The organism is Pseudomonas sp. URMO17WK12:I7, assembly GCF_003269045.1.
GTDB classification, from domain to species: domain Bacteria; phylum Pseudomonadota; class Gammaproteobacteria; order Pseudomonadales; family Pseudomonadaceae; genus Aquipseudomonas; species Aquipseudomonas putida_J.
Window position 1 is genome coordinate 157,155 of sequence record NZ_QLTL01000005.1, and the last position, 24,400, is coordinate 181,554.

The 24,400-nt window shown below is 61.8% G+C and carries 21 protein-coding genes; 7 read left to right on the forward strand and 14 right to left on the reverse strand.

What is annotated here, in order from left to right; genetic code table 11:
• Positions 1-93: 93 nt before the first annotated feature.
• The 4 genes from H040_RS08525 to H040_RS08540 form a co-directional block, all read right to left on the reverse strand.
• The gene (locus H040_RS08525; RefSeq protein WP_027917084.1) at positions 94-501 is read right to left on the reverse strand and encodes an SMI1/KNR4 family protein; all 408 of its coding nucleotides are present in this window, start codon (positions 499-501) and stop codon (positions 94-96) included.
• A gap of 114 nt (positions 502-615) precedes the next feature.
• Positions 616-1,470: a Tim44 domain-containing protein gene (locus H040_RS08530; RefSeq protein WP_027917083.1), complete on the reverse strand. Its 855-nt coding sequence runs from the start codon at positions 1,468-1,470 to the stop codon at positions 616-618.
• Between the two features lie 140 nt (positions 1,471-1,610).
• Entirely contained in the window at positions 1,611-3,797 is a 2,187-nt protein-coding gene (gene uvrD, locus H040_RS08535; RefSeq protein ID WP_027917082.1) for a DNA helicase II, read from the reverse strand.
• A 121-nt stretch (positions 3,798-3,918) separates the two neighbouring features.
• The gene (locus H040_RS08540; RefSeq protein ID WP_033695950.1) at positions 3,919-4,257 is read right to left on the reverse strand and encodes a hypothetical protein; all 339 of its coding nucleotides are present in this window, start codon (positions 4,255-4,257) and stop codon (positions 3,919-3,921) included.
• Between the two features lie 219 nt (positions 4,258-4,476).
• On the opposite strand from H040_RS08540, the gene H040_RS08545 reads away from it, so the two are divergent.
• Positions 4,477-6,837 carry a putative bifunctional diguanylate cyclase/phosphodiesterase gene (locus H040_RS08545; protein WP_027917080.1) on the forward strand — a complete coding sequence of 787 codons (2,361 nt, stop codon included), beginning with the start codon at positions 4,477-4,479 and terminating at the stop codon, positions 6,835-6,837.
• A 12-nt stretch (positions 6,838-6,849) separates the two neighbouring features.
• On the opposite strand, the gene zwf is transcribed toward H040_RS08545, so the two are convergent.
• Positions 6,850-8,292 carry a glucose-6-phosphate dehydrogenase gene (gene zwf / locus H040_RS08550; protein WP_027917079.1) on the reverse strand — a complete coding sequence of 481 codons (1,443 nt, stop codon included), beginning with the start codon at positions 8,290-8,292 and terminating at the stop codon, positions 6,850-6,852.
• Between the two features lie 103 nt (positions 8,293-8,395).
• On the opposite strand from zwf, the gene hexR reads away from it, so the two are divergent.
• Together hexR and H040_RS27670 are read left to right on the forward strand one after the other, a co-directional pair.
• Positions 8,396-9,262 (forward strand): transcriptional regulator HexR, encoded by an 867-nt coding sequence (gene hexR / locus H040_RS08555; RefSeq protein ID WP_027917078.1) that lies wholly within the window; start codon positions 8,396-8,398, stop codon positions 9,260-9,262.
• Positions 9,263-9,452: 190 nt separating this feature from the next.
• Positions 9,453-9,671: a PA3496 family putative envelope integrity protein gene (locus H040_RS27670; RefSeq protein WP_081784230.1), complete on the forward strand. Its 219-nt coding sequence runs from the start codon at positions 9,453-9,455 to the stop codon at positions 9,669-9,671.
• Here H040_RS27670 and H040_RS08565 read toward each other — a convergent pair.
• Positions 9,613-10,560, reverse strand: a complete 948-nt coding sequence (locus H040_RS08565; RefSeq protein WP_177326668.1) for a LysR family transcriptional regulator — start codon at positions 10,558-10,560, stop codon at positions 9,613-9,615. The genes H040_RS27670 and H040_RS08565 overlap by 59 nt on opposite strands.
• 204 nt (positions 10,561-10,764) lie before the next feature.
• On the opposite strand from H040_RS08565, the gene H040_RS08570 reads away from it, so the two are divergent.
• A complete protein-coding gene (locus tag H040_RS08570) occupies positions 10,765-12,180 on the forward strand; it encodes an acetyl-CoA carboxylase biotin carboxylase subunit (protein WP_027917076.1) in 1,416 nt (471 codons plus the stop codon).
• An 11-nt stretch (positions 12,181-12,191) separates the two neighbouring features.
• A complete protein-coding gene (gene oadA / locus H040_RS08575) occupies positions 12,192-14,000 on the forward strand; it encodes a sodium-extruding oxaloacetate decarboxylase subunit alpha (RefSeq protein ID WP_027917075.1) in 1,809 nt (602 codons plus the stop codon).
• Positions 14,001-14,167: 167 nt separating this feature from the next.
• On the opposite strand, the gene H040_RS08580 is transcribed toward oadA, so the two are convergent.
• The 3 genes from H040_RS08580 to H040_RS08590 are packed head-to-tail and all read right to left on the reverse strand — an operon-like array spanning position 14,168 to position 15,934.
• The gene (locus H040_RS08580; protein WP_027917074.1) at positions 14,168-14,839 is read right to left on the reverse strand and encodes a GNAT family N-acetyltransferase; all 672 of its coding nucleotides are present in this window, start codon (positions 14,837-14,839) and stop codon (positions 14,168-14,170) included.
• Positions 14,840-14,846: 7 nt separating this feature from the next.
• Positions 14,847-15,293 (reverse strand): GNAT family N-acetyltransferase, encoded by a 447-nt coding sequence (locus H040_RS08585; protein ID WP_027917073.1) that lies wholly within the window; start codon positions 15,291-15,293, stop codon positions 14,847-14,849.
• 11 nt (positions 15,294-15,304) lie between these two features.
• Complete coding sequence (locus H040_RS08590) at positions 15,305-15,934, reverse strand: FMN-binding negative transcriptional regulator (RefSeq protein ID WP_027917072.1); 630 nt, start codon at positions 15,932-15,934, stop codon at positions 15,305-15,307.
• Positions 15,935-16,024: 90 nt separating this feature from the next.
• Between H040_RS08590 and pdxR the strand changes: the two genes are divergently transcribed.
• Positions 16,025-17,563, forward strand: coding sequence for a MocR-like pyridoxine biosynthesis transcription factor PdxR (gene pdxR / locus H040_RS08595; protein WP_027917071.1), 1,539 nt, complete (start codon positions 16,025-16,027; stop codon positions 17,561-17,563).
• 61 nt (positions 17,564-17,624) lie between these two features.
• Here the strand turns inward: pdxR and H040_RS08600 are convergent, their stop codons facing one another.
• The 4 genes from H040_RS08600 to aspA form a co-directional block, all read right to left on the reverse strand.
• Positions 17,625-18,728: a polyamine ABC transporter substrate-binding protein gene (locus tag H040_RS08600; RefSeq protein ID WP_027917070.1), complete on the reverse strand. Its 1,104-nt coding sequence runs from the start codon at positions 18,726-18,728 to the stop codon at positions 17,625-17,627.
• A complete protein-coding gene (locus H040_RS08605; RefSeq protein WP_027917069.1) occupies positions 18,728-19,771 on the reverse strand; it encodes a histone deacetylase family protein in 1,044 nt (347 codons plus the stop codon). Before H040_RS08605 ends, H040_RS08600 begins: the two co-directional genes overlap by 1 nt.
• 154 nt (positions 19,772-19,925) lie before the next feature.
• Positions 19,926-20,918, reverse strand: coding sequence for an AraC family transcriptional regulator (locus H040_RS08610; RefSeq protein ID WP_027917068.1), 993 nt, complete (start codon positions 20,916-20,918; stop codon positions 19,926-19,928).
• Positions 20,919-21,180: 262 nt separating this feature from the next.
• Complete coding sequence (gene aspA / locus H040_RS08620) at positions 21,181-22,605, reverse strand: aspartate ammonia-lyase (protein WP_027917067.1); 1,425 nt, start codon at positions 22,603-22,605, stop codon at positions 21,181-21,183.
• A 182-nt stretch (positions 22,606-22,787) separates the two neighbouring features.
• On the opposite strand from aspA, the gene H040_RS08625 reads away from it, so the two are divergent.
• Positions 22,788-23,705 (forward strand): LysR substrate-binding domain-containing protein, encoded by a 918-nt coding sequence (locus H040_RS08625; RefSeq protein WP_027917066.1) that lies wholly within the window; start codon positions 22,788-22,790, stop codon positions 23,703-23,705.
• On the opposite strand, the gene H040_RS08630 is transcribed toward H040_RS08625, so the two are convergent.
• On the reverse strand, positions 23,697-24,326 hold the full coding sequence (locus tag H040_RS08630; RefSeq protein ID WP_027917065.1) for a hypothetical protein: 630 nt from the start codon (positions 24,324-24,326) through the stop codon (positions 23,697-23,699). The two genes, H040_RS08625 and H040_RS08630, sit on opposite strands and share 9 nt — an antisense overlap.
• Positions 24,327-24,400: the final 74 nt, after the last annotated feature.

The window sequence follows — 24,400 nt, forward strand, 5'->3', positions numbered from 1 at the left end:
CGAGGGGATTGAGCGGTAACGATGTCGCCAGGCGCTGAAAGCCTGGCGATTTTACCTCAACTGATGGCACTAAGCCGTGGCTTTACCTGTGTGTCAGCTCTCCAGCCACACGTCCCGTGCCCAGTGCCACACCGACTCCCAGCTTTCCTCGGCAACGGCCTCTTCGTCGCCTTCCCACAACACCACGGTGCCGTCTTCTTCGACGCAGTAGTAGTTGTTGCCGTCTTCGCACAGTGGAATCAGGTCACGTGGAACACCGGCATCCCAGGCGTTGGCAGCGACGTCGGGCAGGTAGGTGTGGGATTGCGGATCGGTGCAGGTTACCGGTTCCAGCGAGCCGTACACCACATCGCTGACGGTCAGCAGAAACTCTTTGAACACGAACGGAATGTTGATGAACAGCTGTTCTTCGATCTCGACCAGTTGGTCTTCGTCGGGAAGCTCCAGCGGCACCGGCACGGGTTCATTGGCTTCACGGAGTTGTTCAATCACTTCTTCCACGGTTTACATCCTCTGACCTTGATGACAACGCTGCGCGTTATACCCTAGTAGCCCGCTCTGGCAAAAGCAAAAACCCCGGGACAGGCCCAGGGTTTTTTGTGCAACGTGCGGCGGTTAACCGTTTTGACGGATACCGGCGACCAGCCAAGGCTGGTTCTCGCCCTGGGCGCGAACCATGTGCCAGCTTTCGCTGAAGGCTTCGCCCTGGTCGAAGCGCGAGGTCTTCGACACGCCACGGAAGGTCAGGGTGGCGTCGGTGCGGTCGGCGCGATCGTCGACACCGTCCAGTTGCACATCAAGGTCATCGATGTAGGTGGACTGGAAGCCATCACCCAGGTCAGCGCGCTCGCGTTTGAGGAACTCGAGCATCTGCGGGGTGACGAACTCGGCGATCTTGTCCATCTCGTTGGCATCCCAGTGCTGCTGCAGCGACTGGAAGTGGCTACGGGCCGCAGCAAGGAAGCTCTGCTCATTGAACCAGGCCGGTGCGTTGATGGCCGGAGCGGCGGCAGCGGCAGGGGCGGCCGAACCACCGAAGATCGATGGCTGGGCAGGCTGGCCATGCGCTTCACGCTGGAACGGTGCGTGGCCTGGAGCGGCCACTTGTGGCTGCTGCTGACGACGGCGTGCGGCAATGAAGCGGAACACCAGGAAGGCGATCAGGCCCATGATCAGGAAGTCCATGATCTGCATGCCCTGGAAGCCGTCACCCATGAACATGGAAGCCAGCAGGCCACCGGCGGCGAGGCCTGCCAGCGGGCCCAGCCAGCGCGAAGCACCGCTGGCGGCGGCCGGGGCGCGGCCAGGAGCGGTCGGCGCGGCAGCAGGCGTGGTTGGCGTAGCCTGGCGGGTCTGGTGGATAGGCGCGGCGCCCGAGCTCTTGCCGCCGCCGAAGCGCTTGGCGTTGGCGTCCAGGCTCAGCGTCAGGCCAACGCAGAGCGCCAGTGCGATGCTAAGAAAACGTTGCATAAATGGGATTTCCCCTGTTGTGGATTGCACGCGCGCCATGGTGCACAGGTTACTGTGCACATGACCAGCGACAAGATGTTTCCAGCTTTTGCCTGAATGTGACAGGCCTGCCTGTTGCTCTTGTAGGAGCGCGTCTGATTTCAGATGGCCTCGAGCTTGGCGTACCCCAGCATGAGCCATTTGCTGCCTTCAGCAAAGTTCACCTGCACCCGTGCCTGGGCGCCGGAGCCCTCGAAGTTGAGGATCACCCCTTCGCCAAACACCGCGTGCTGCACGCGCTGGCCAAGGTTGAAGGCGGTCTGCGGGATAGTGGCATTGGCGAACAGGCTGCTGGTGGTGCTCGTCGAGCCGCCGAACGGTCGGCTGACACTGTTGGAAAGGCGTACTTCCTGTACCAGCCCACTCGGAATCTCACGTACGAAACGAGAGACCTTGTTGTAGGTCTCGCTGCCGTACAGGCGGCGGGTCTCGGCATAGGTCATGATCAGCTGGCGCATGGCGCGGGTGATACCCACGTAAGCCAGACGGCGTTCCTCTTCCAGGCGGCCGGGTTCTTCCAGGCTCATCTTGTGCGGGAACAGGCCTTCTTCCATGCCCACCAGGAACACATAGGGGAATTCCAGGCCTTTTGCGCTGTGCAGGGTCATCAGCTGGATGCTGTCTTCGTGCTCGTCCGCCTGGGCATCGCCAGCCTCCAGCGAGGCATGGCCAAGGAAGGCCGACAGCGGCGACAGATCGGCATCGTCTTCGCTGGTTTCGAAGTTGCGCGCGGCGCTGACCAGTTCCTCAAGGTTTTCTACGCGTGCCTGGCCCTTTTCACCCTTTTCTTCCTGGTGATAAATGATCAGGCCGGACTGCTCGATGGCCGTTTGGGTCATGGTGTGCAGCGGCATATCGGCGACCTTGCTGGCAAGGCCTTCGATCAATTCGATGAAGGCACCCAGGGCGGAGGCGGCGCGGCCTTTCAGCGCCTTGGCGGCCAGCAGCTGGCACATGGCTTCCCACATCGACAGCTGGCTGTGGCGGGCATGCTCGCGAATGGCTTCGACGGTTTTCTCGCCGATCCCGCGTGGCGGCACATTGATTACCCGCTCCAGCGCCGCATCGTTGCCACGGCCTTCGATCAGGCGCAGGTAGGCCATGGCGTTCTTGATTTCGGCGCGTTCGAAGAAGCGCTGACCGCCGTAGATGCGGTAGGGGATGCGCTCGCGCAACAGCGCTTCTTCCAGCACCCGCGACTGGGCGTTGGAGCGGTAAAGGATGGCGATGTCGTTGCGTGCGCTGCCTTGCTTGATCAGGCTCTCGATGGTCTCGACCACATAGCGCGCTTCATCGTGTTCGTTGTAGGCGGCATACAGCGTCAGTGGCTCGCCTTCGCCCATGTCGGTCCACAGTTCCTTGCCCAGGCGCCCGCTGTTGTTGGCGATCAGCGCGTTGGCGGCCTTGAGGATGCCACCGGTTGAGCGGTAGTTCTGCTCCAGGCGGATCGTTTCGGCGTCTGGGAAGTCGGCGGTGTACTGGTGAATGTTCTCGATCTTGGCCCCGCGCCAGCCATAGATGGACTGGTCGTCGTCGCCCACGGCCATCAGGCTGCCGCCGTTCTTGCCCGCCAGCAGGCGCAGCCAGGCGTATTGCACGGCGTTGGTGTCCTGGAACTCGTCCACCAGCAGGTGGCGGAAGCGCCGCTGGTAGTGTTCCAGCAGGCCAGGGTGGTCGCGCCACAGGTCGAGGGCGCGTAGCAGCAGTTCGGAGAAATCGATGACCCCGGCGCGTTCACAGGCCTGCTCATAGGCGCTGTAGACATCGCGCATGGTCTGCAGGAACAGGTCGCCGCTGGCCTGGATATGTTGCGGGCGCAGGCCCTCGTCCTTTTGCCCGTTGATGAACCATTGGGCCTGACGCGCCGGCCATTTCTGCTCGTCCAGGCCGAGTTCGCGCATGACGCGCTTGATCAGCCGTTGCTGATCATCACTGTCGAGGATCTGGAAGTTCTGCACCAGGCGTGCTTCCTGCCAATGCGCTCGCAGCAGGCGGTGCGCCAGGCCGTGGAAGGTGCCTACCCACATGCCCGCTGGGTTGATGCCCAGCAACTGCTCGATCCGCTGGCGCATTTCGGCGGCAGCCTTGTTGGTGAAGGTCACCGACAGGATCGAGTGCGGCGAGGCCTGCTCGACCTGGATCAGCCAGGCGATGCGGTGCACCAGCACGCGGGTTTTACCGGAGCCGGCGCCAGCAAGCACCAGCTGACGCCCAAGCGTGGCCGCGACGGCCTGGCGTTGGGCATCGTTGAGGGAATTCAGCAGGAGGGAGAGGTCATCTGTGTGCATCCGGCCATTCTAGGGGGAGGCCGGTTATGGGGCAAACACCTACTGTATAAATATTCACCTTGGGCACTGTCGCTCATCGGGATCTGGCGCCAGCGCTTGCCTGATCGCCGCATGGCTGCGATCAGGCTGACGTCCAAGGCGCTTGCTCGATGGCCTGGCGGTAGCCGATTCGAACCCTTTGCGAACCTGCAGGCTCGATGACCTCCAGAGACCCCCACGTACTACGGCCTTCGCGCCTGAAGAACACATTCTTCTCGGTAACGACCTGCGTGAAAATGCCTTCCTTCTCCACCAGCAGCAGCTCGAGGGTTTCCCAGCCTCCGCGATGACGTACCGTCGGTTCTACCAAAACAGGCTCAATGCCAGGGTGGGCAACCGTCACAGTTCCTTGCACTTCGAAGTAAGTCGGCTCGCCTGGTACATCGCTGTTGTAGGCAATCAGGTTCTTGATCGTGGTCATGATGAGGCCCTTGGTAATTGAAAGTAGCGCCGACTGGCGCAGCACTACTTTCCTTTTCCATGGGCGCCGATAGGATTTGGCAGCATTTCAGGTATACCGATGTTTGCACCTGCATGTGGTGAAAGATGACCCTGAGCAGTTTGGCCAGGCTTGCTGTTTGTGTAAGATCGCTGCTCGTTTAGTGCCAACCATAACAAGAACTCCACAAGAACCAGCGCTATGACCCAGGACTGCACGGCGATCGGAGTATCGCTGGAGATGACAAGGAACGTGCGCAGGCAGTTCGCCACCCAGCTCTTCGTCGAGCGAACGCGTCTGCTGTATCAAGGCTCTCTGCTACCCACACTGTTCATGCTGCTCCACGGCCTGCTGTGCGCCTGGCTGTTGTGGAGCCCTGGGCGTTATCTGCTGGTGGGCGTGTGGCTGGTGTGGCTGCTGGCGCTGGTAGCCCTTCGGGTGATCCAGGTTGCGGCGTTCGACGCTGCCTCGGCTCAACGCCAGGCCAATCCGGGCTGGCGTCGCATGTTCCTGTTCGGCTCGGCATTCAGTGGCTTGACCTTGGCTTGTGCCGCGATCGCCCTGGTGCCGGAAGTCAACTTCGTGCAGCAGGCCTGGGTGTTCGGCCTGTTGGGCATGGCCAGCTTGAGTGCGAGCATTGCTTATGCAGTCAGCCTGCCGGCCTTTCTCAGTTTTGCCTTGCCCTGTCTGTTGCCGCCCATCCTGTTCCTGTTCTACTTCCAGGCGGGGCTGCAACGTGGTTGGGGCTGGCTAGGCCTGATACTGCTGGCGGCGCTGGTGGTAGTGGCCTGGCAGGTGAACCGGCTGCTCGACCGCAGCCTGCTGCGGCGTTTCCAGAACCAAGCGTTGAACCAGGACCTGCAACGGATCTCTGCGCAGAAGGTGCTCGAAGAACAGCAGCGCCTCGCCGCAACGGTGTTCGAAGCTTGTAATGAAGGCGTGGTGATCCTCAGTGCCGATTTCGTGGTGCTTGCAGTTAACCAGGCCTATTGCCAGATGACCGGCTACCACCGCTCCGAGCTGCTGGCGCGCGAGTTGTTCGAATTACCGTGCCACAGCGATGTGCGCCGGCACAGCCAGGCGATCGAATTGGCGCTGGCGCAGCAAGGTGGCTGGCAGGGTGAACTGGTAGAGGCACGCAAGCTAGGCGAACTGCATCCGCAACGGCTGCAATTGACAGCTGTACGCGATACCCAGGGCGACTTGAGCCAGGTGGTCGGCTTTTTCACCGACCTCTCGGCGCGTCGGGCGTCCGAAGAGCGCCTGCGCTACTTGGCGCACTACGACGAATTGAGCGGGCTGGCCAACCGGTCACTGTTCCGGCTGCGTCTGCAGGAAGCCGCGCAACGCGTGCGCAGCAATGGCCGTAGCCTTGCCCTGCTGCATGTCGATCTGGACCGCTTCAAGCTGCTCAATGAAAGCTTGGGCCATGAACTGGCTGATCAGCTGATTCACAAGATAGCCCGGCGCATCGTGAGTACCGTTCCCGAGGCGGATACCGTGGCGCGGCTTTCCGGCGATGAGTTTGCCGTCCTGTTCGATGGCTACAGCAACCTGTCGAGCCTGGTACGGGTCACCACCCGGTTGTTGAACAAGTTGCGCAAGCCGCAGCGGCTCGATGGGCACGAGGTCGTGGTCAGTGCTTCGGTGGGCATCAGTGTGCTGTCCGATGCCATGCTCGATGCCGATGCCCTGATCAGCCAGGCAGACATGGCCATGCAGCATGCCAAGCATCTGGGCGGCGACAACTTCCAGTTCTATACCGAGAGCCTGCGTGCCAGCTCCCTCGAGCGCCTGCAGCTGGAGAACCAGCTACGCAAGGCCATTGAGGAAGAGCAGCTGATGGTTTATTACCAGCCCAAGCTGTGCCTGCTCAGTGGGTACTTGCATGCCGCCGAGGCATTGGTGCGTTGGCACCATCCAGAGTGGGGCATGGTGCCGCCAGGGGAGTTCATAGGCCTGGCGGAAGAAACCGGGCTGATTGCCCCTATCGGTGAGTTCGTACTCCGCCATGCCTGCAGGCAAGCGCGCGAATGGCAACGCCAAGGGCTTGAGGTGCGGGTTTCGGTCAACCTGTCGGTCTACCAGCTGCGTCAGGGCAAGCTGGTCAGCCAGGTGCGCCAGGTGCTTGAGGAAACCGGGTTGGCACCGTATCTGCTGGAGCTGGAGCTTACCGAAAGCCAGCTGCTGGACAGCGTCGAGCACATCATCTCGACCTTCCAGCAACTGCATGCGTTGGGCGTGAAACTGGCCATCGACGATTTTGGTACGGGCTATTCGTCATTGAGTTACCTCAAGCGCCTGCCGGTGGACTACGTGAAGATCGATCAGGCATTCATCCGGGGGTTGCACGAAGGCAGCCAAGATGCGGCCATCACCCGCGCGATCATCACCATGTCCAGGAGCCTGGGCCTGAAGGTGGTGGCGGAGGGCGTAGAAACGGAAGAACAACTGGCGTTCCTGCGTGAGCAGGCCTGTGATGAGGCACAAGGCTACCTGATCAGCAGGCCCATCCCGGAGCCTGAGTTCAGGCAGATGCTTGCCCGTCCGTGGGCGCCTTGAGCGCACCAACACTCAGCTGTGCCAGTGCCTGCCATGCCTGGCCAGCAGGCTGTTGGCCTGTTCCGGGCCGTTGTTGCCGGCTGCGTAGTGGCGGGGCGCCTGGAAGTGCTCTTCCCAACCCTTGATGATCGGGTCGATCCAGGCCCAGGCGGCTTCCACTTCGTCGCGGCGCATGAACAGCGTCGAATCGCCCTCCAGAATGTCCAGCAGCAGGCGTTCGTAGGCGTCCCAGCGGCGGGTCTGGCCGAATACCTGGGCAAGGTTCAGGTCCAGGTCGACCGGTTCCAGGCGCATGCCCTTGCCGGGGCTCTTGGTCATCATGCGCAGGCTGATGCGTTCCTCAGGTTGCAGCTGGATCAGCAACTGGTTGACCTGGCCGCCGTTGAACAGCTCGTGGGGCACCGGCTTGAACTGGATGACGATCTGCGACGAGCGCCGTGCCATGCGCTTGCCGGTGCGCAGGTAGAAGGGCACGCCGGCCCAGCGCCAGTTGTCGACGTGGGCGTGCACGGCGACGAAGGTTTCGGTGTCGGTGTCGTTGTCGACGTCTTTCTCGAAGTAGTAGGCCGGTACTTCCTGGCCGCCAATGTGCCCGGGACCGTACTGGCCGCGCACGGTCTTGTCTTGTACGTCCTGGCCAGTGATGGGTTTGAGGGCTCGCAGGATCTTCACTTTCTCGTCGCGCACGGCTTCGGCCTCGAACTGCGCGGGTGGCTCCATGGCCACCAGGCACAGCAGCTGCAGCAGGTGATTCTGCAGCATGTCGCGGGTTGCCCCGGCGCGGTCGTAGTAGCCACCACGGTTTTCCACGCCAAGGGTTTCGCACACGCTGATCTGCACATGGTCGACCTGACCGTTGCGCCACACGGGTTCCAGCAGGGCATTGGCAAAGCGCAGGGCCATCAGGTTCTGCACGGTTTCCTTGCCCAGGTAGTGGTCGATGCGAAACACCTGTGATTCATCGAACACTGCGCCGATCGCCTCGTTGATGGCGGTGGCGGATGCCAGTGAGTGGCCGATCGGCTTTTCCAGCACGATACGCGCTTCGTGGTCGGCCAGCCCGGCAATGCGCAGGTGGTTGGCGATCGGTACGAAGAGGTTGGGTGCAGTGGCCAGGTAGTAGATGCGGGTCAGCCCTCCCGGCTCGCCGAGGTAGCGGGCCAGACGACTGAAGTCGGCGCTTTGCGCAGCGTCCATGGGGAAGTAGTCCAGTCGTGCGGAAAAGCGCTGCCACACTTCTTCCTCGAAATCGTTACGGGCGATCTGTGCCCGGCAATGGCGCTCGGCAAGCTTGAGGTACTCGTTACGGCTTATGTGGCGGCGGGCGAGGGCAATGATGCGTACCGCGTTGTTAAGGCGTGCCTCGCGATACAGGTGATAGAGCGCTGGCAGCAGTTTGTGCAGGGCCAGGTCACCGGTGCCACCGAACACCAGAATGTCGCAAGGAATAGTCAAACCACCACTCTCCACGTTCGTTTAACTGGGCGGGTTGGCGTCCATGTAGTATAACTACAAGAAAGCTACATCCCGGCCAGCCGATCATAACCGAGTCCAGCCCGTGAATCTGTTGCAACATATCGCCCAATCGCGCCACCTGCTGCGCAAATCGGAACTCAAAGTGGCTGACCACGTGCTGCTCGACCCGGCTGCCGTAATGCACAGCTCCATGGCCGACCTGGCGCACAGCGTGGGCATCAGCGAGCCGACCATCGTGCGTTTCTGCCGGGCGATCGGTTGTTCGGGCTTCCAGGATCTCAAGCTCAAGCTGGCGCAAAGCCTGGCCGCTGGCGCCAGCTTTGGGCAGTTTGCGATCCATGAAGACGACTCGGTTGCCGACTACAGCCTGAAAATTTTCGACACTACGCTGCACACCCTGATGGAAGTGCGCGAGCACCTCGACCCACAGGCCCTGCAACAGGCCGTGAGTGCCATGGCTCAGGCACAACGCGTGGAGTTCTATGGTTTTGGCGCATCCGGTGCAGTGGCCGCCGACGCCCAGCACAAGTTCTTCCGCTTGCTGCTCAGCGCCGCGGCGTACTCTGACCCGCACATGCAGGCAATGTCGGCAGTGACGTTGAAGCCAGGCGACGTAGCAGTGTGCATTTCCCAGTCGGGGCGCTCCAAGGACCTGCTGATCACCGCCAACCTGGTGCGTGAAAGTGGTGCCAACCTGATCACCCTGTGCCCGAGCGCGACACCGCTGGCGGAGCTGTCGACAGTCAACCTGGCGATCGATGTACACGAAGACACCGAGATCTACACCCCACTGACCTCGCGTATCGCTCACCTGGTGGTGATCGACGTGCTGGCCATGGGCGTGGCCATGGCCCGCGGGCCGAGCTTGGTCAATCACCTGAAGAGCGTCAAACGCAGCCTGCGCAGCCTGCGGCTGTCGCCCAAGTCGATCAAGGCTACCGACGACTGAGTTCCGCCTGATCCGGCCCTTTCGCGCTTACGCGTACTGAAGGCGGTGCCATTCCTGTGGGAGCGGGGCTTGCCCGCGAAGAGGCCCGCAAAGGCAAAGCAAATTTCACGGTTCTGTCACCATTCCACAGCCAAACCGTAAACCCTCAAGGCCAGTCTGAAACTCCCGCATCCTAACTGGGAGACAGGCAATGGCTCGTGACTTCGACGGTTCGTACCAACCCAGCGCCAAGGCTCGCAAGCAGCAGGAAAAGGATCAGCGCCGCATGGAATATCGCCGCGCGATCGAAAGCTATTGCGACCAATGTCAACTGCTTCGTGAACTTGTGGATTATCCCGAGTTGCGAGAGCTCACGGTTTGGCAAGCGTCGGTGGCAGCTTCCCCGAGAAGCGCTCAACAAGTGCGCTGATCAACGCACGTTCGCTGCGGATGAATGCCAGAAAGGCCAAGGCGACAGGCGACTGCCGCTTGGCCTTGGCCTGCACCACGCACCAGCTGCGATACAGGGGCAGTTCCTCCACTGGCAATTCCCTGAGCACGCCTGCCGCCAGCTCCATGTTCACTGCATGGCGGGTCAGCAGGGCGATACCCAGGCCTGCGATCACGCATTCGCGCTGGGCATCGGCCGAGGCCACTTCAAGCGTTTGGGTGAAGTGCACACGCTTGTCCTTGAAGTACTCCTCGCAGGCTTTGCGCGTGCCTGAACCCTGCTCACGAACCAGCAAGGTATGAGGCTCCAGATCCTGCAGGCGCAGTTGCTCAAGCTTGCACAGCGCATGGTCCGGCGGTGCAACGGCGACGATCGGGTTGTTGAGAAACGGCAGAAACTCCAGTCCCATGTCCTGTGGCACCATCGACATGATGATCAGGTCGTCGCGGTTGTCGGAAAGCCGACGTATCGCCTGGGCGCGGTTGACCACGGTGAGGGTCAGGTTGACCTCCGGGTGGCGCTGCTTGAAGGCGGCGAACAGGTGTGGCACGAAGTACTTGGCACTGGACTCGATCGCCAGTTTCAGCTGCCCCTGCAGTGAGCCTTGCATGTCAGACAACTGCATGTCGAGGCTTTCCAGGCGCCCGAATATATCGCGGCTGGCCCGTTGCAGTGCTTCGGCGGCTTCGGTCAGGTAGAGCTTCTTGCCGACGTACTCGAACAACGGCTGGCCGATCAGCTCTTCAAGCTGGCGGATCTGAAGACTAACGGCGGGTTGCGTCAGTGCCATCTCCTCCGCCGCACGGCTGTACGAGCGCAAATCGCACACCTCGTTGAAAATCTGCAATTGACGCAATGTCATACGCATCAAGGACTTACGCATTATTATCGGCTCTTCGGCAATACCTTGTTACCGAACTATAAGCTTTTGCTAATACAGCCCCTAACAAATATTGATTTTTGTTTATCGTCCTTCAGCGCTAGGGTGAATGTGCGACTGGCCAGCAACCTCTGGTCACGCGCCGACCGGTAAAACCGGATCGTCTGTTCCTACGGCTTTGGGAAGACTCCAGTGATAAAAAAAATCCTGATCGCCAACCGGGGTGAAATCGCAGTTCGGATCGTGCGTGCCTGCGCCGAGATGGGCATTCGCTCTGTCGCGATCTATTCCGACGCCGACCGTCACGCCTTGCACGTCAAACGCGCCGACGAGGCCCACAGCATTGGTGCCGAGCCGCTGGCTGGCTACCTGAACCCGCGCAAGCTGGTCAACCTTGCTGTGGAAACTGGCTGTGACGCCCTGCACCCAGGTTATGGTTTCCTGTCGGAAAACGCCGAACTTGCGGAAATCTGCGCCGAGCGCGGGATCAAGTTCATCGGCCCGGCCGCCGACGTCATCCGCCGCATGGGCGACAAGACCGAAGCGCGCCGCACCATGATCCAGGCCGGTGTGCCGGTGACCCCGGGCACCGAAGGCAACGTTGCCGACATTCACGAAGCCCTGAGCGAAGGTGACCGCATTGGTTACCCGGTGATGCTCAAGGCCACTTCCGGTGGTGGCGGCCGTGGTATTCGCCGTTGCAACAGCCGTGAAGAGCTGGAACAGAACTTCCCGCGGGTGATTTCCGAGGCTACCAAGGCCTTCGGTTCGGCAGAAGTGTTTCTGGAAAAGTGCATCGTCAACCCCAAGCACATCGAGGCGCAGATTCTCGGTGACAGCTTCGGCAATGTCGTGCACCTGTTCGAGCGCGATTGCTCGATCCAGCGCCGTAACCAGAAGCTCATCGAAATCGCCCCCAGCCCACAACTCACCCCAGAGCAGCGCGCCTACATCGGCGACCTGGCGGTGCGTGCGGCCAAGGCGGTGAACTACGAGAACGCCGGTACCGTGGAGTTCCTGCTCGCCGATGGCGAGGTGTACTTCATGGAGATGAATACCCGGGTGCAGGTGGAACACACCATCACCGAGGAAATCACCGGTATCGACATCGTTCGCGAGCAAATTCGCATCGCCTCGGGCCTGCCGCTGTCGGTCAAGCAGGAAGACATCCAGCACCGCGGTTATGCGCTGCAGTTCCGCATCAACGCCGAAGACCCGAAGAACAACTTCCTGCCCAGTTTCGGAAAGATCACCCGTTACTACGCCCCTGGCGGCCCGGGCGTGCGTACTGACACGGCGATCTACACCGGTTACACCATTCCGCCGTTTTACGATTCCATGTGCCTGAAACTGGTGGTCTGGGCGTTGACCTGGGAAGAAGCCATGGACCGCGGCCTGCGGGCCCTGGACGACATGCGCGTGCAAGGGGTCAAGACCACCGCAGCGTACTACCAGGAAATCCTGCGCAATCCGGAATTCCGTAGCGGCCAGTTCAACACCAGCTTCGTCGAAAGCCACCCGGAACTGACCAACTACTCGATCAAGCGCAAACCCGAAGAGCTGGCCCTGGCCATCGCCGCCGCCATCGCCGCCCACGCAGGCCTGTGAGGAACCCCATAATGTCCAAGAAAATTCACGTAACCGACACGATCCTGCGCGACGCCCACCAGTCCCTGCTGGCCACCCGCATGCGTACCGAAGACATGCTGCCGATCTGCGAAAAGCTCGACAAGGTCGGCTACTGGTCGCTGGAAGTCTGGGGTGGCGCCACCTTTGACGCCTGCGTGCGCTTCCTGAAAGAAGACCCGTGGGAGCGTCTGCGCAAACTGCGCGCAGCCCTGCCCAACACCCGCCTGCAGATGCTGCTGCGCGGCCAGAACCTGCTGGGCTACCGTCACTACAGCGACGACGTAGTGAAGGCCTTCGTCGCCAAGGCTGCAGTCAACGGCATCGACGTGTTCCGCATCTTCGACGCCATGAACGATGTGCGTAACCTGCGTGTCGCCATCGAAGCGGTGAAGGCTGCCGGCAAACACGCCCAGGGCACCATCGCCTATACCGTCAGCCCCGTGCATACCATCGACGCGTTCGTCGCCCAGGCCAAGCAGATGGAGGCCATGGGTTGCGATTCGGTGGCGATCAAGGACATGGCCGGCCTGCTGACCCCGTTCGCTACCGGTGAACTGGTCAGGGCGCTGAAGGCCGAGCAATCGCTGCCAGTGTTCATCCACTCCCACGACACCGCTGGCCTGGCCGCCATGTGCCAGCTCAAGGCTGTGGAAAACGGTGCCGACCACATCGACACAGCGATCTCCAGCTTCGCCTGGGGTACCAGCCACCCGGGTACCGAGTCGATGGTCGCCGCGCTCAAGGGCAGCGAGTTCGATACTGGCCTGGACCTGGAGCTGCTGCAGGAAATCGGCCTGTACTTCTACGCCGTGCGCAAGAAGTACCACCAGTTCGAAAGTGAGTTCACCGCCGTGGACACCCGCGTGCAGGTCAACCAGGTGCCAGGCGGGATGATTTCCAACTTGGCCAACCAGCTCAAGGAGCAGGGCGCGCTGAGCCGCATGAACGAAGTGCTGGCAGAGATCCCGCGCGTGCGTGAAGACCTCGGCTACCCGCCGCTGGTGACCCCGACCTCGCAGATCGTCGGTACCCAGGCGTTCTTCAACGTGTTGGCCGGTGAGCGCTACAAGACCATCACCAACGAGGTGAAGCTGTATCTGCAAGGCGGTTACGGCAAGGCTCCGGGCGTGGTCAACGAGCAGCTGCGCCGCCAGGCGATCGGCAGCGAAGAAGTGATCGACGTGCGCCCGGCCGACCTGCTCAAGCCAGAGATGGCCAAGCTGCGTGGTGACATCGGCGCGCTGGCCCGCTGCGAAGAAGATGTGCTGACCTTTGCCATGTTCCCGGACATTGGCCGTAAGTTTCTCGAAGAGCGTGAGGCCGGCACCCTGACCCCGGAAGCCCTGCTGCCGATTCCTGAAGCGGGCGCAGTGGCCTCCCACAGTGGTGAAGGCGTACCGACCGAGTTCGTCATCGACGTACACGGTGAAACCTACCGCGTCGACATCACCGGTGTGGGCGTAAAGGCCGAAGGCAAGCGTCACTTCTACCTGTCGATCGACGGCATGCCGGAAGAAGTGGTGTTCGAGCCGCTCAACGAGTTTGTCGGCGGTGGTGGCAGCAAGCGCAAGCAGGCCAGCGCACCGGGCCACGTCAGTACCACCATGCCAGGTAACATCGTCGATGTACTGGTCAAGGAAGGCGATGTGGTCAAGGCCGGCCAGGCGGTGCTGATCACCGAGGCGATGAAGATGGAGACCGAAGTGCAGGCGGCTATTGCTGGCAAGGTCGTGGCCATCCATGTGGCCAAGGGCGATCGCGTGACGCCGGGTGAAATCCTGATCGAGATCGAGGGCTGAGATAAGCCTTCATCTACAAGCGGTTAACCTCTGGGGAGCGGATGCTCCCCTTTTTTTATGCTGTATCTCACCCGCTTCTTCGCGGGTAAACCCGCTCCCACAGGTAGAACACAGTGCCTGTGGGAGCGGGTTTACCCGCGAAGACGTCAGAAGCCCTGATACAGTGTTCAGCCTCTGCGGCAAACCTCGAGGGTCTCTACCTGGCCGCCCGGTTGTTGGTTCGCCTCACTCAACCACCGCTCGAATCCCGCCGCGACCTGTGGCCACTCATCATCGGTAATCGAGTACCACGCCGTATCGCGGTTATGGTCCTTCACCACCAGGTGCTTGCGGAACACCCCTTCGAAGGTGAAGCCGAACCGCTCTGCCGCGCGCTTGGAGCGGGCGTTGGCGTTGTTGCACTTCCATTCCAGCCGACGGTTGCCCAGCTCGAAACCGAGCTTGCCCAGCAGGTAGACAGCCTCGGTGCTCTTGGGCGTGCGCTGCATGGGGGCGCCGAAGGCGATATGGCCGATCTCGATGCGGCCATGGTCGGGCACGATCGACATCAGCGTGAGCACACCCTGGGCCTGACCGCTGGCGCGGTCGATGACCGTGTAGTACAGCGGATCGTGGCCGGCGGCGTTGGCTTGCAGCCAGCGATCGAAGGCCGCGCGCTCGGTGAACGGGCCGTAGGGCAGGTAGTCCCACAACACCGGATCGGCTGCCGGACCTTGCAATACTTCCCAAAGGTCGGCGCCGTGGCGCGCCGGGTCGAGTTTTTCCAGGCGGATGAAGCGGCCGTCGATGGGCTCGGCCTTGGGTGTAGCGGCGGGTTTCCAGTTCAATGCGTCAGTCATGTGCGGCCTACAGCCCTTTGCGGAATTGGATGAAGCCCGGGCGCTCGGCAACCTGCTCGTACAGGCTGATGGCGGTGGCGTTGGTTTCGTGGGTCAGCCAGTGCACCTTGATGCAGCCGGCGGCCTTGGCCGTGGCATACACGTGCTCGATCAGCTGGCGGCCAATGCCCAGGCCACGCTGGCTGCTGTCCACGTAGAGGTCCTGCAGGTAGCAGGAGTCCTCGATGCTCCAGTTGGAACGATGGTAGATGAAGTTGACCATGCCCACCGCCTTGCCATCGACCCAGGCCAGGGTCGAATGGGTCGGCTCGTTGGGGTCGAGCAAGCGTTGCCAGGTGCTGAGGCTTACCTCGTCGGCCAGTTCGGTCTGGTAGAAGTGCAGGTAGGCTTGCCACAGGGCGAGCCAGGCGGCGTGGTCTTGGGCGCTGACAGGGCGCAGGGTGACGCTGGGCATGGGCTTTTCCTTCAGAGTTGGCGCATGTGCGCCGCAAGTTGGTTGTCCAGGTAGTCCGGGCTGGCGCCCAGGCCATCGCGCACACCGGCGATATCCTGCACCGAGCGATTCTGGCTGAGCTTGCGCGCACCTTGCAGGCGAGCAATGGGCAGGCGGATGCCGACGATGGCGCGGAGCATGCCGTCGAGGTAGTCGGCGGGGGCGTCGGCGACGCTCCAGGGCTCGCTACGGCCCTGTTCGTGGCGGTCGGTCAGGCGGCTGACGATCTGCAGCAGCGGCGCAGCATCGTGAATCACTTCGGCTGTGCCGTAAGCGTGCACGGCAAGGTAGTTCCAGGTCGGCACCACCTTGGGGTTTTCGGCTTTGCTCGGGTAATAGCTGGGGCTGACATAGGCGTCGGCACCCGGGAATACCAGCAGTGCTTCGGCGCCTTGCTCCAGTTCCTGCCATTGGTGGTTAGCCCGTGCCAGGTGTGCGTAGACAGTGCCGAACTCGCCCTCGCGGGTGTCGAGCCATACCGGCAGGTGGGTGGCCAGCAAGCCCTGTTGCCCGTGGCTGATCAGCACGGCCAGGCGGGTGTCGCGCATGTGCTGGTGCAAGCGCTCAAGGTCATGTTCCTGATGGGGTTTGCTGTTGTACATACGCTGGGTCCTTGTCGAATGGCTCCATCCTAGGCAGGCTATTGGCTCTATGTAAGAGCCATTACTGACTGTTTTGATAGGTCCAATGCCATGAGCGAGCGCCCCCTCGTATTGCCTTTCGACCCTGCCGGTATCGTGCTCGATCGGCGTCGCGGGCTTAGTCAGCAGCTGTACCAGGCCTTGCGTGCGCGGGTGTTGGATGGCCGCCTGAGCAGCGGCACCCGGTTGCCCGCCACGCGTGACCTGGCGAAGGTGCTGGCGCTGTCGCGCAACAGCGTGGTGCGTGCCTATGACCAGCTGTATGCCGAGGGCTTCATCGAAAGCCGGGTCGGCGATGGCACCTATGTCAGCCGGCTGGCAAAACTATCCACACAACTGTCCACAGGGTTATCCCGGGGTTTATCAACAGACTTATCCACATTTACTGTTGAAAATACTGAGGATTTATCCAGCAGCGGGTGTTCCACCGGGCCGCTGCGGCGTCTGAAAAGTAACCACCTGCCGCCCCCAAAAAGCGGTGCGCCCAAGGCATTTCGTGTCGGTATTCCGGCATTCGATCTATTCCCGTTTGACGTCTGGGCCAAGCTGCAGGCGGGTTTCTGGCGTAATCCGTCTCCTGCGCAGTTGGGTTATGGCGACCCGGCGGGTGAGCTCGTATTACGCGAGCTCATTGCCGCCTACTTGCGCCGTTCGCGCAACCTTACCTGCACGGCTGAACAAATTGTGATCACCAGTGGCGCGCAGCAGGCCATCAGCCTTTGTGCACAGTTGCTGTTGCAGCAGGGCGATGGTGTGGCTGTGGAAAACCCGGGCTACCGCGCCGCGGGGCATACCTTTGCTGTGGCCGGTGCCAAGGTCACCGGTGTGCCTGTGGACGAGGAGGGCATGGATTGCCAGCGACTGGAGCAGTTGTCGGACTGTCGGCTGGCCTATGTCACCCCGGCGCACCAGTACCCGACCGGCGTGACCATGAGCTTGCCGCGGCGCTTGGCGTTGCTGGCCTGGGCCGAGCGCAACGATAGCTGGATCATCGAGGATGACTACGACGGCGAGTACCGCTACAGCGGTGCCCCCTTGGCCCCGCTGGCAGCGCTCGACCGCCAGGGGCGGGTGTTGTACGTGGGTACCTTCGGCAAGATCGCCTTCCCGGCGTTGCGTCTGGGTTACCTGGTGCTGCCGCCACGGCTGGTGCAGGCGTTCAGCCAGGGCCACGCGCTGGCGGTACGGCATTCAGAGGTGGGCACCCAGTGCGTCATGGCCGAGTTCATGGCCCAAGGGCACTTCCAGCGGCATATCCGGCGCATGCGCAAGGCAGCGTTGAGCCGTCGCAATGTGCTCAAGGCGGGATGGCCTGTGGATGTGCCGGGGCTTGGTGCGATGCCGGAGGTGGCCGCTGGGCTGCATGTGAAGGTGGATGTGGATAACTTTGCGCGGGAGCAGGAGCTGGTGGCCAGGGCGGAAGCGGTGGGCGTTGAGGTGAATCCGCTGAGCAGTTACTGGCTGGAGGATAGCGAGGTGCCTGTGGATAAGCGAGCAGGGCTGGTGTTGGGGTTTGCGGCGGTGGCGGAAGGGCAAATCGCCGAGGCTCTGCTGAAATTGCGTATGGCTTGGAGGCCTCTTCGCGGGTAAACCCGCTCCCACAGGTACGGCGCGGACCCTGTGGGAGCGGGTTTACCCGCGAGAAGGCGACTCAGGTACCGGACTTGATTCGGGTCCAGGCCCGAGTCCGCGCCCGTTCAGCCTCACGCGACAGGGGCTTGAGGGTATACAGCTTGGCCATCGCCTCCGCCGTCGGGTACAGATTCGGGTTATTGCGAATCGCCGGGCTGACCTTGTCGGTGGCGTCCTTGTTGGGGTTCGGATAGCCGACGAAGTCGCTGATCGGTGCAATCACGTTGGGCTGCAGCAGGTAATTGATGAAGGCGTGGGCATCTTCAGGGTTGGCCGCGTTCTTCGGAATCGCCAGCATGTCGAACCAGATCGGTGCGCCTTCCTTGGGCAGGCGCATGTCCACCACCACGCCGTTCTTCGCATCCTTGGCGCGGTTGGCGGCCTGCGAGAAGCTACCGCTGTAGCCCACTGCCACGCAGATGTCGCCATTGGCGATGTCAGCCATGTATTTGGAAGAGTGGAAGTAGGTGATGTAGGGGCGGATTTTCAGCAACAGCGCCTCGGCCTTCTTGTAGTCCTCCGGATTGTCGCTGTTGGGTGGCAAGCCCAGGTACTGCAGCGCCAGTGGCAGGATCTCCGACGGCGAGTCGAGCAGCGCGACGCCGCACTGCTTGAGCTTGGCGATGTTCTCTTCCTTGAAGATCAGGTCCCAGCTGTCGACCGGAGCCTGGTCGCCGAGCACGGCCTTGACCTTGTCTGGGTTGAAACCGATCAGGATGGTGCCATACATGTACGGCACGGCGAACTTGTTGCCCGGGTCGTTGGCTTCGATCAGCTTCATCAGCGCCGGGTCCAGGTGTTGCCAGTTTGGTAGCTTGCTGCGGTCCAGTGGCTGGAACACACCGGCTTCGATCTGCTTGGCAAGGAACACGTTGGACGGCACTACCACATCGTAGCCGGAGTTGCCGGTAAGCAGCTTGGCTTCGAGTGCTTCGTTGGTGTCGAAGATGTCGTAGATCAGCTTGACGCCACTGTCCTTCTGGAAGTCGCTCAAGGTCTGCGGAGTGATGTAATCGAACCAGTTATACACACGCAGGGTGCGCTGCTCGGCTTGAGCGTGCAGGGCACCGGTGAACAGGGTGGCCGCGATGAACGGGGCGAGCAGACGCTTGAGTCGGACCATTACCGGGCTCCTGGCTGGGCGCGCTGGAAGCCTTCCAGCACATTGACTGCGTTTATACCGATTTCTTCCACAGCGTAGCCGCCTTCCATCACGAACAGGGTTGGCTTGCCGAGCTGGGCGATGCGCTGGCCCATTTCCAGGTAATCCGGGCTGTCCAGCTTGAACTGGGAGATCGGGTCGTCCTTGAAGGTGTCCACGCCCAGGGAGATCACCAGCACGTCGGCGTCATACGCGGCAATGCGCTGGCAGGCGTCTTCCAGTGCAGCGCTCCAGGCTGCCCAGTCACTGCCGGCAGGCAGGGGGTAGTTGATGTTGCAGCCAGTGCCTGCGCCTTCACCGGTTTCGTCGGCATAGCCGAGGAAGAACGGGAATTCATCTTGTGGATCGCCGTGGATCGAGGCGAAGAACACATCGCTACGCTGGTAGAAGATGTCCTGAGTGCCGTTGCCGTGGTGGTAGTCGACATCAAGGATGGCCACCTTGGCGCGGCCCTGATCGAGGAAGGCCTGGGCAGCAATCGCGGCATTGTTCAGGTAGCAATAGCCGCCCATGACTTCAGCGGCGGCGTGGTGCCCTGGTGGACGGCACAGGGCGAAGGCCGAGTGAGCGCCTTGCTGGATGGCAGCCTGGGCGGTGAGGGCGACTTGCGCAGCGCTATAGGCGGCCTGCCAGGTGCCTGCAGTGATCGGAGCGCCGGCGTCGAAGCTGTAGTAGCCCAGTTCGCCGTGCAGGCCGGTTGGCTTGACCTGGCGCAGGGTACGCGCCGGCCAGGTGAAGGGCAGCAGGTCGCCGTCGTGGCCAAGCGCGGCCCAGCGAGCCCAGGCACCTTGGAAGAAGTCGAGGTAGTCGGCGCTGTGGATGCGTTGCAGCGGCGCACGGCCGAAGTCGGTCGGGCCCTGGACATCGCCGAGGTTGCGCTTTTTTACTTGCTCGAGGACGTGGTCGGCGCGTGAGGGCATTTCGAAGCAAGGCATCAGCTTGCCATCGATCAGCTCGCAGCGGCCATGGTGCAGGCGGTGATCATCGGAATAGATCGTCAGCATTTGTTGTTCTCCGGTGGTACTGGCGTGGGCCCATTTTCACGGGCCGCCAGGTGGCGGAGAACGACGCAAACGGCCAAAAGGGGATCGATGTGGCCAAGCTCGTTGACCTGCACTGGCCCTTTCGCGGGCTTGCCCGCGAAGGGGCCGGTACAGATCAACCGCGGAAATGGCTGGGCGCCACACCGCTCCAACGCTGGAAGGCATGGCGGAAACTCGCGGTCTCGCTGAACCCCAGGGTCTCGGCAATCAGGTAGATCGGCATCTGCTCATCGGCCAGCAATTGCTTGGCCCGATCGAAGCGCAGTTCATCCAGCAATTGTTGATAACTGCAGCCCAGCGCCTGCAGGTGCCGACGCAAGGTCCGCGACGAGCAGTTCATCTGCCGCGCCAGCCCCTCCAGCCCCGGCGCCGCATCCAGTTGTTGCAGCAGGAGCTCGCGTATACGCCCCAGCCAGGCCTGGCGCCCGGTGAACTCCAGGTTCAGGCGCCGGCAGCGCTCGCTCATGGCCTTGTGGGTAATCGGGTCGGCCAGCGGCAATGGCATATCCAGCCAGCGCCGTTCAAAGGCAAAGGCGTTGTCCTCGGCGTCGAAGGCCAGCGGGCACTGGAAGGCCCCGGTGTACAGGCCGTGGTAGCCGGGCCGCGCGTGCTCGAAGCGGGCGCCGAGCAGCGGCAGCGTGCGACCGAGCAGGTCATCGCAAATCACTTTCAACGACACCAGGCAGAATTCGGCATTGAAGGCGGCGAGGGCAGGGCTGTCGTGGTATTCGCTGGCACTGAACCAGACGCGTTGGCCATCGTCGACCAGGCGCAGCTTGAAGACTGTTCCCAGCAGTGCCGGATATTGCAGCGCCAGGCGCAGGGCGTCACCCAAAGTGGCACTGGAGAGCAGGGCGTAACCGAGCATGCCGTAGCACGACACATGCATGCGCCTGCCCAGTTCCAGGCCGATCTCCTCGCGCCGGGCTACCGCATTGGCGCATACCTGCAGCTCTTGCTGGGTGGTGATACGTGCGTCGCTATGGCCAAGGTCGGCCGGGCCTATGCCGCTGCCGGCGAGCAGCGTCGTTGCCTCGCAGCCTTCTTCCCGGAACAGGTTGAGGATCAGCGAAACCGCGTTGAGGGTGGTCAGGTGGCTGTGCAGCATGCTCGGTCATCCCGTGGGCCTGGGAGGCATTATGGAGCAAGTTGCGTGCCGGGCATTAGAGAAGCACTCAGGCATGACTGGCCCGAAACAATTGTAGGCGCGAATTTATTCGCGATGCGCCGCGCGGGCGGCGCTCGATCTCCCTGGCGCCAAATACCTCACGCCAGGCCAAAAAAAAGGCCCGGAGCGTGCGCTCGGGCCTTTGAAAGGTTGAGAGGTGTCTAGTCCCTCGACCTGGTGAGACGGTTTGCAGCGGCCTGAGTTACGCCTTCAGCGGAACCAGACGTGGGGCGATCATGTTTTCCGGACGCAGGATGTCGTCGAGCATCGCGTCGTCCAGCAGCTTCTCTTCACGCACCAGTTCCAGTACGCCGCGGCCGGTTTCCAGGGCAACGCGGGCGATACGGGTGGCGTTTTCGTAGCCGATGTACGGGTTCAGGGCGGTGACCAGGCCGATCGAGTGCTCGACCAGTTCACGGCAGCGCTGTTCGTTGGCGGTGATGCCGACGATGCAGTGCTCGCGCAGCATGTCCATGGCGCGCTGGAGCAGGCGGATCGAGTCGAAGATCTTGTAGGCGATCAACGGCTCCATCACGTTCAGCTGCAACTGGCCACCTTCGGCGGCGACGGTCAGGGCCAGGTCGTTGCCCATGATGGCGAAGGCCACCTGGTTGACGGCCTCAGGAATTACCGGGTTGACCTTGCCTGGCATGATCGAGCTGCCTGGCTGGCGCGCTGGCAGGTTGATCTCGTTGATGCCGGTGCGCGGGCCGCTGGACAGCAAGCGCAGGTCGTTGCAGATCTTCGACAGCTTGACCGCGGTACGCTTGAGCATGCCGGAGAACAGCACGAAGGCGCCCATGTCGGAGGTGGCTTCGATCAGGTCGGCAGCCGGTACCAGCGGCTGGCCGCTGATGGTGGCCAGGCGCTGTACGGCCAGGGCCTGGTAGCCCGGGTCGGCGTTGATGCCGGTGCCGATGGCGGTACCACCCAGGTTGATTTCGGTCAGCAGTTCCGGAGCCAGCGAGCGCAGGCGCTGCAGGTCTTCGGTCATGGTGGTGGCGAAGGCGCGGAATTCCTGGCCCAGGGTCATCGGCACGGCATCCTGCAGCTGGGTACGGCCCATCTTCAGTACGTGGTCGAATTCCTTGCCCTTGGCAGCGAAGGCCTGAATCAGGCTGTCGAGGCTGGCCAGCAGCGCGTCATGGCCCAGCAGCAGGCCCAGGCGGATGGCGGTCGGGTAGGCATCGTTGGTCGACTGCGCCATGTTCACGTCGTTGTTCGGGTGCAGGTACTGGTACTCACCCTTCTGGTGGCCCATGGCCTCCAGCGCGACGTTGGCGATGACTTCGTTCGCGTTCATGTTGGTGGAAGTACCGGCACCACCTTGGATCATGTCCACCACGAACTGGTCGTGGTAATCGCCTTTGATCAGGCGGGCGCAGGCTGCACTGATGGCAGCGTGCTTGGCATCGCTCAGGTGACCCAGCTCACGGTTGGCGTCGGCAGCAGCCTGCTTGACCATGGCCAGGGCCACGACCAGCTTCGGGTAGTGCGACAGCGGAACACCGGAGAGATGGAAGTTGTTGGCAGCGCGCAGGGTCTGGATGCCGTAGTAGGCATCGGCAGGGACTTCAAGGGTACCAAGCAGATCTTTTTCGACGCGGAACGATGCAGCGGAGGACATGATGGATATCATCTCGATTTTGACCCGGCACATGCCGGAATGGCGCCAATCCTAGGCCTGAAGGGGATTTTGCGGCCAATGCTGTTGCACGCTAACCTATGCACAAACGGCATAGTGTTTCATGTGACGCCAATTGACATTCGAGCGTGTTCCATTTTGGTGCACGCCGGGAGATCTGCTTCATGAACCTCGAAAGCAAGTGGCTGGAGGACTTCAGTGCCTTGGCCTCCACCCGCAGTTTTTCCCAGGCGGCAGAGCGGCGTTTCGTTACGCAACCCGCCTTCAGCCGGCGCATACGCAGCCTGGAGGCGGCGCTTGGGCTGACCTTGGTGAATCGTTCCCGCACGCCTATAGAACTGACCGAAGCAGGTCAGCTGTTTCTCGTCACCGCGCGTACCGTTGTCGACCAGTTGAGCGAAGTTCTGCGTCACTTGCACCACCTTGAAGGCGGTCAGGGGGAGGTGATTCAAGTCGCTGCCGCGCACTCCCTGGCATCGGGCTTTTTCCCACGCTGGGTGGCCCAGTTACGCAACGATGGTCTGAACATCGCCACCCGCCTGGTTGCGACTAACGTCGGGGATGCGGTGCATGCCCTGCGTGAAGGAGGCTGCGACCTGATGCTGGCTTTCTACGACCCCGATGCGGCGCTGCAGATGGACGCCGAAATCTTCCCGTCTCTGCACATGGGTACCACCGAGATGCTGCCGGTGTGTGCGGTGGGTGCCGACGGCAAGCCCATGTTCGACCTGGAAGGCGATGCCAGCGTGCCATTGCTTGCCTACAGTGCCGGTGCGTTTTTGGGGCGTTCTGTGAACCTGCTGCTGCGCCAGCGCAACCTGCGCTACACCACCGTTTATGAAACGGCCATGGCTGACAGCCTCAAGAGCATGGCGCTTGAGGGTATGGGGATAGCCTGGGTGCCGCGCCTGTCGATGCGCGGTGAACTGGAGCGCGGTGAACTGGTGGTCTGCGGGGGCAGCCAATGGCATGTGCCGCTGGAAATCCGCCTTTACCGCTGTGCACTGGTGCGCAAGGCCAACGTGCGCTTGCTGTGGCGCAAGCTGGAGTCGGCAGGCGGCCCGGGCGAGGCATCAGTTTGAGTTGTTCTTGAGGTAGTCGGCAATGGCCGCTCGGTTCTGCTCGCTGTAGCGGTAGCAGTTTGAGCGCAGCACGATGCGCGCGGGAAACATGTAGGTTTCGCAGAACCAGCCGTTGAAGTCGGTCCTGGCATTTTCGTGGGTGGCAGAAAGCATATGGCCGATTTCATGGCCGGGTACCGCATAGGTGGTCATCGAAGCTATTGCGGTGGTACCGCTGGGGTGGGCAAGGCCCGCCACGAAAGTCAGGCCACTTCGATCATAACTGTCCATAGTGAGCAGCAGGTCCTTGTTCATGAAAGAAAAGGGCCGAGCAGAGCGCTGGACATCAATTTCCTGGGTGAAAGCGTCAAGTACCTGTGTGGCTGTCATCGCACCATAATCAATGTCTGTGAGCCCTGGAATGGCACGTTGAAAGATCACTTCGATCGGGTGCTGCGTGAAGGAGCGCATTTCGTCCAGCCAATGCTGGAAGAAGTCATCATGCAGCTGCTGATCGCTGATGCCTGCCAGTTCATCATGTGGATAGACCGTGATCACCAGCGTTCTGGCAGCCCAGGCTGACGGTAGGAAAAGGCTGTAAACGAGGCTGATGGCGAGCGCGATGTAGCGGGCATTGAGCATCTTTGCGTCCTTCGATGACGACCGGGTCGAAAGGGGGCGAATTGTCCGGAGCAGTCTCACCGTCGGTCAGGAGG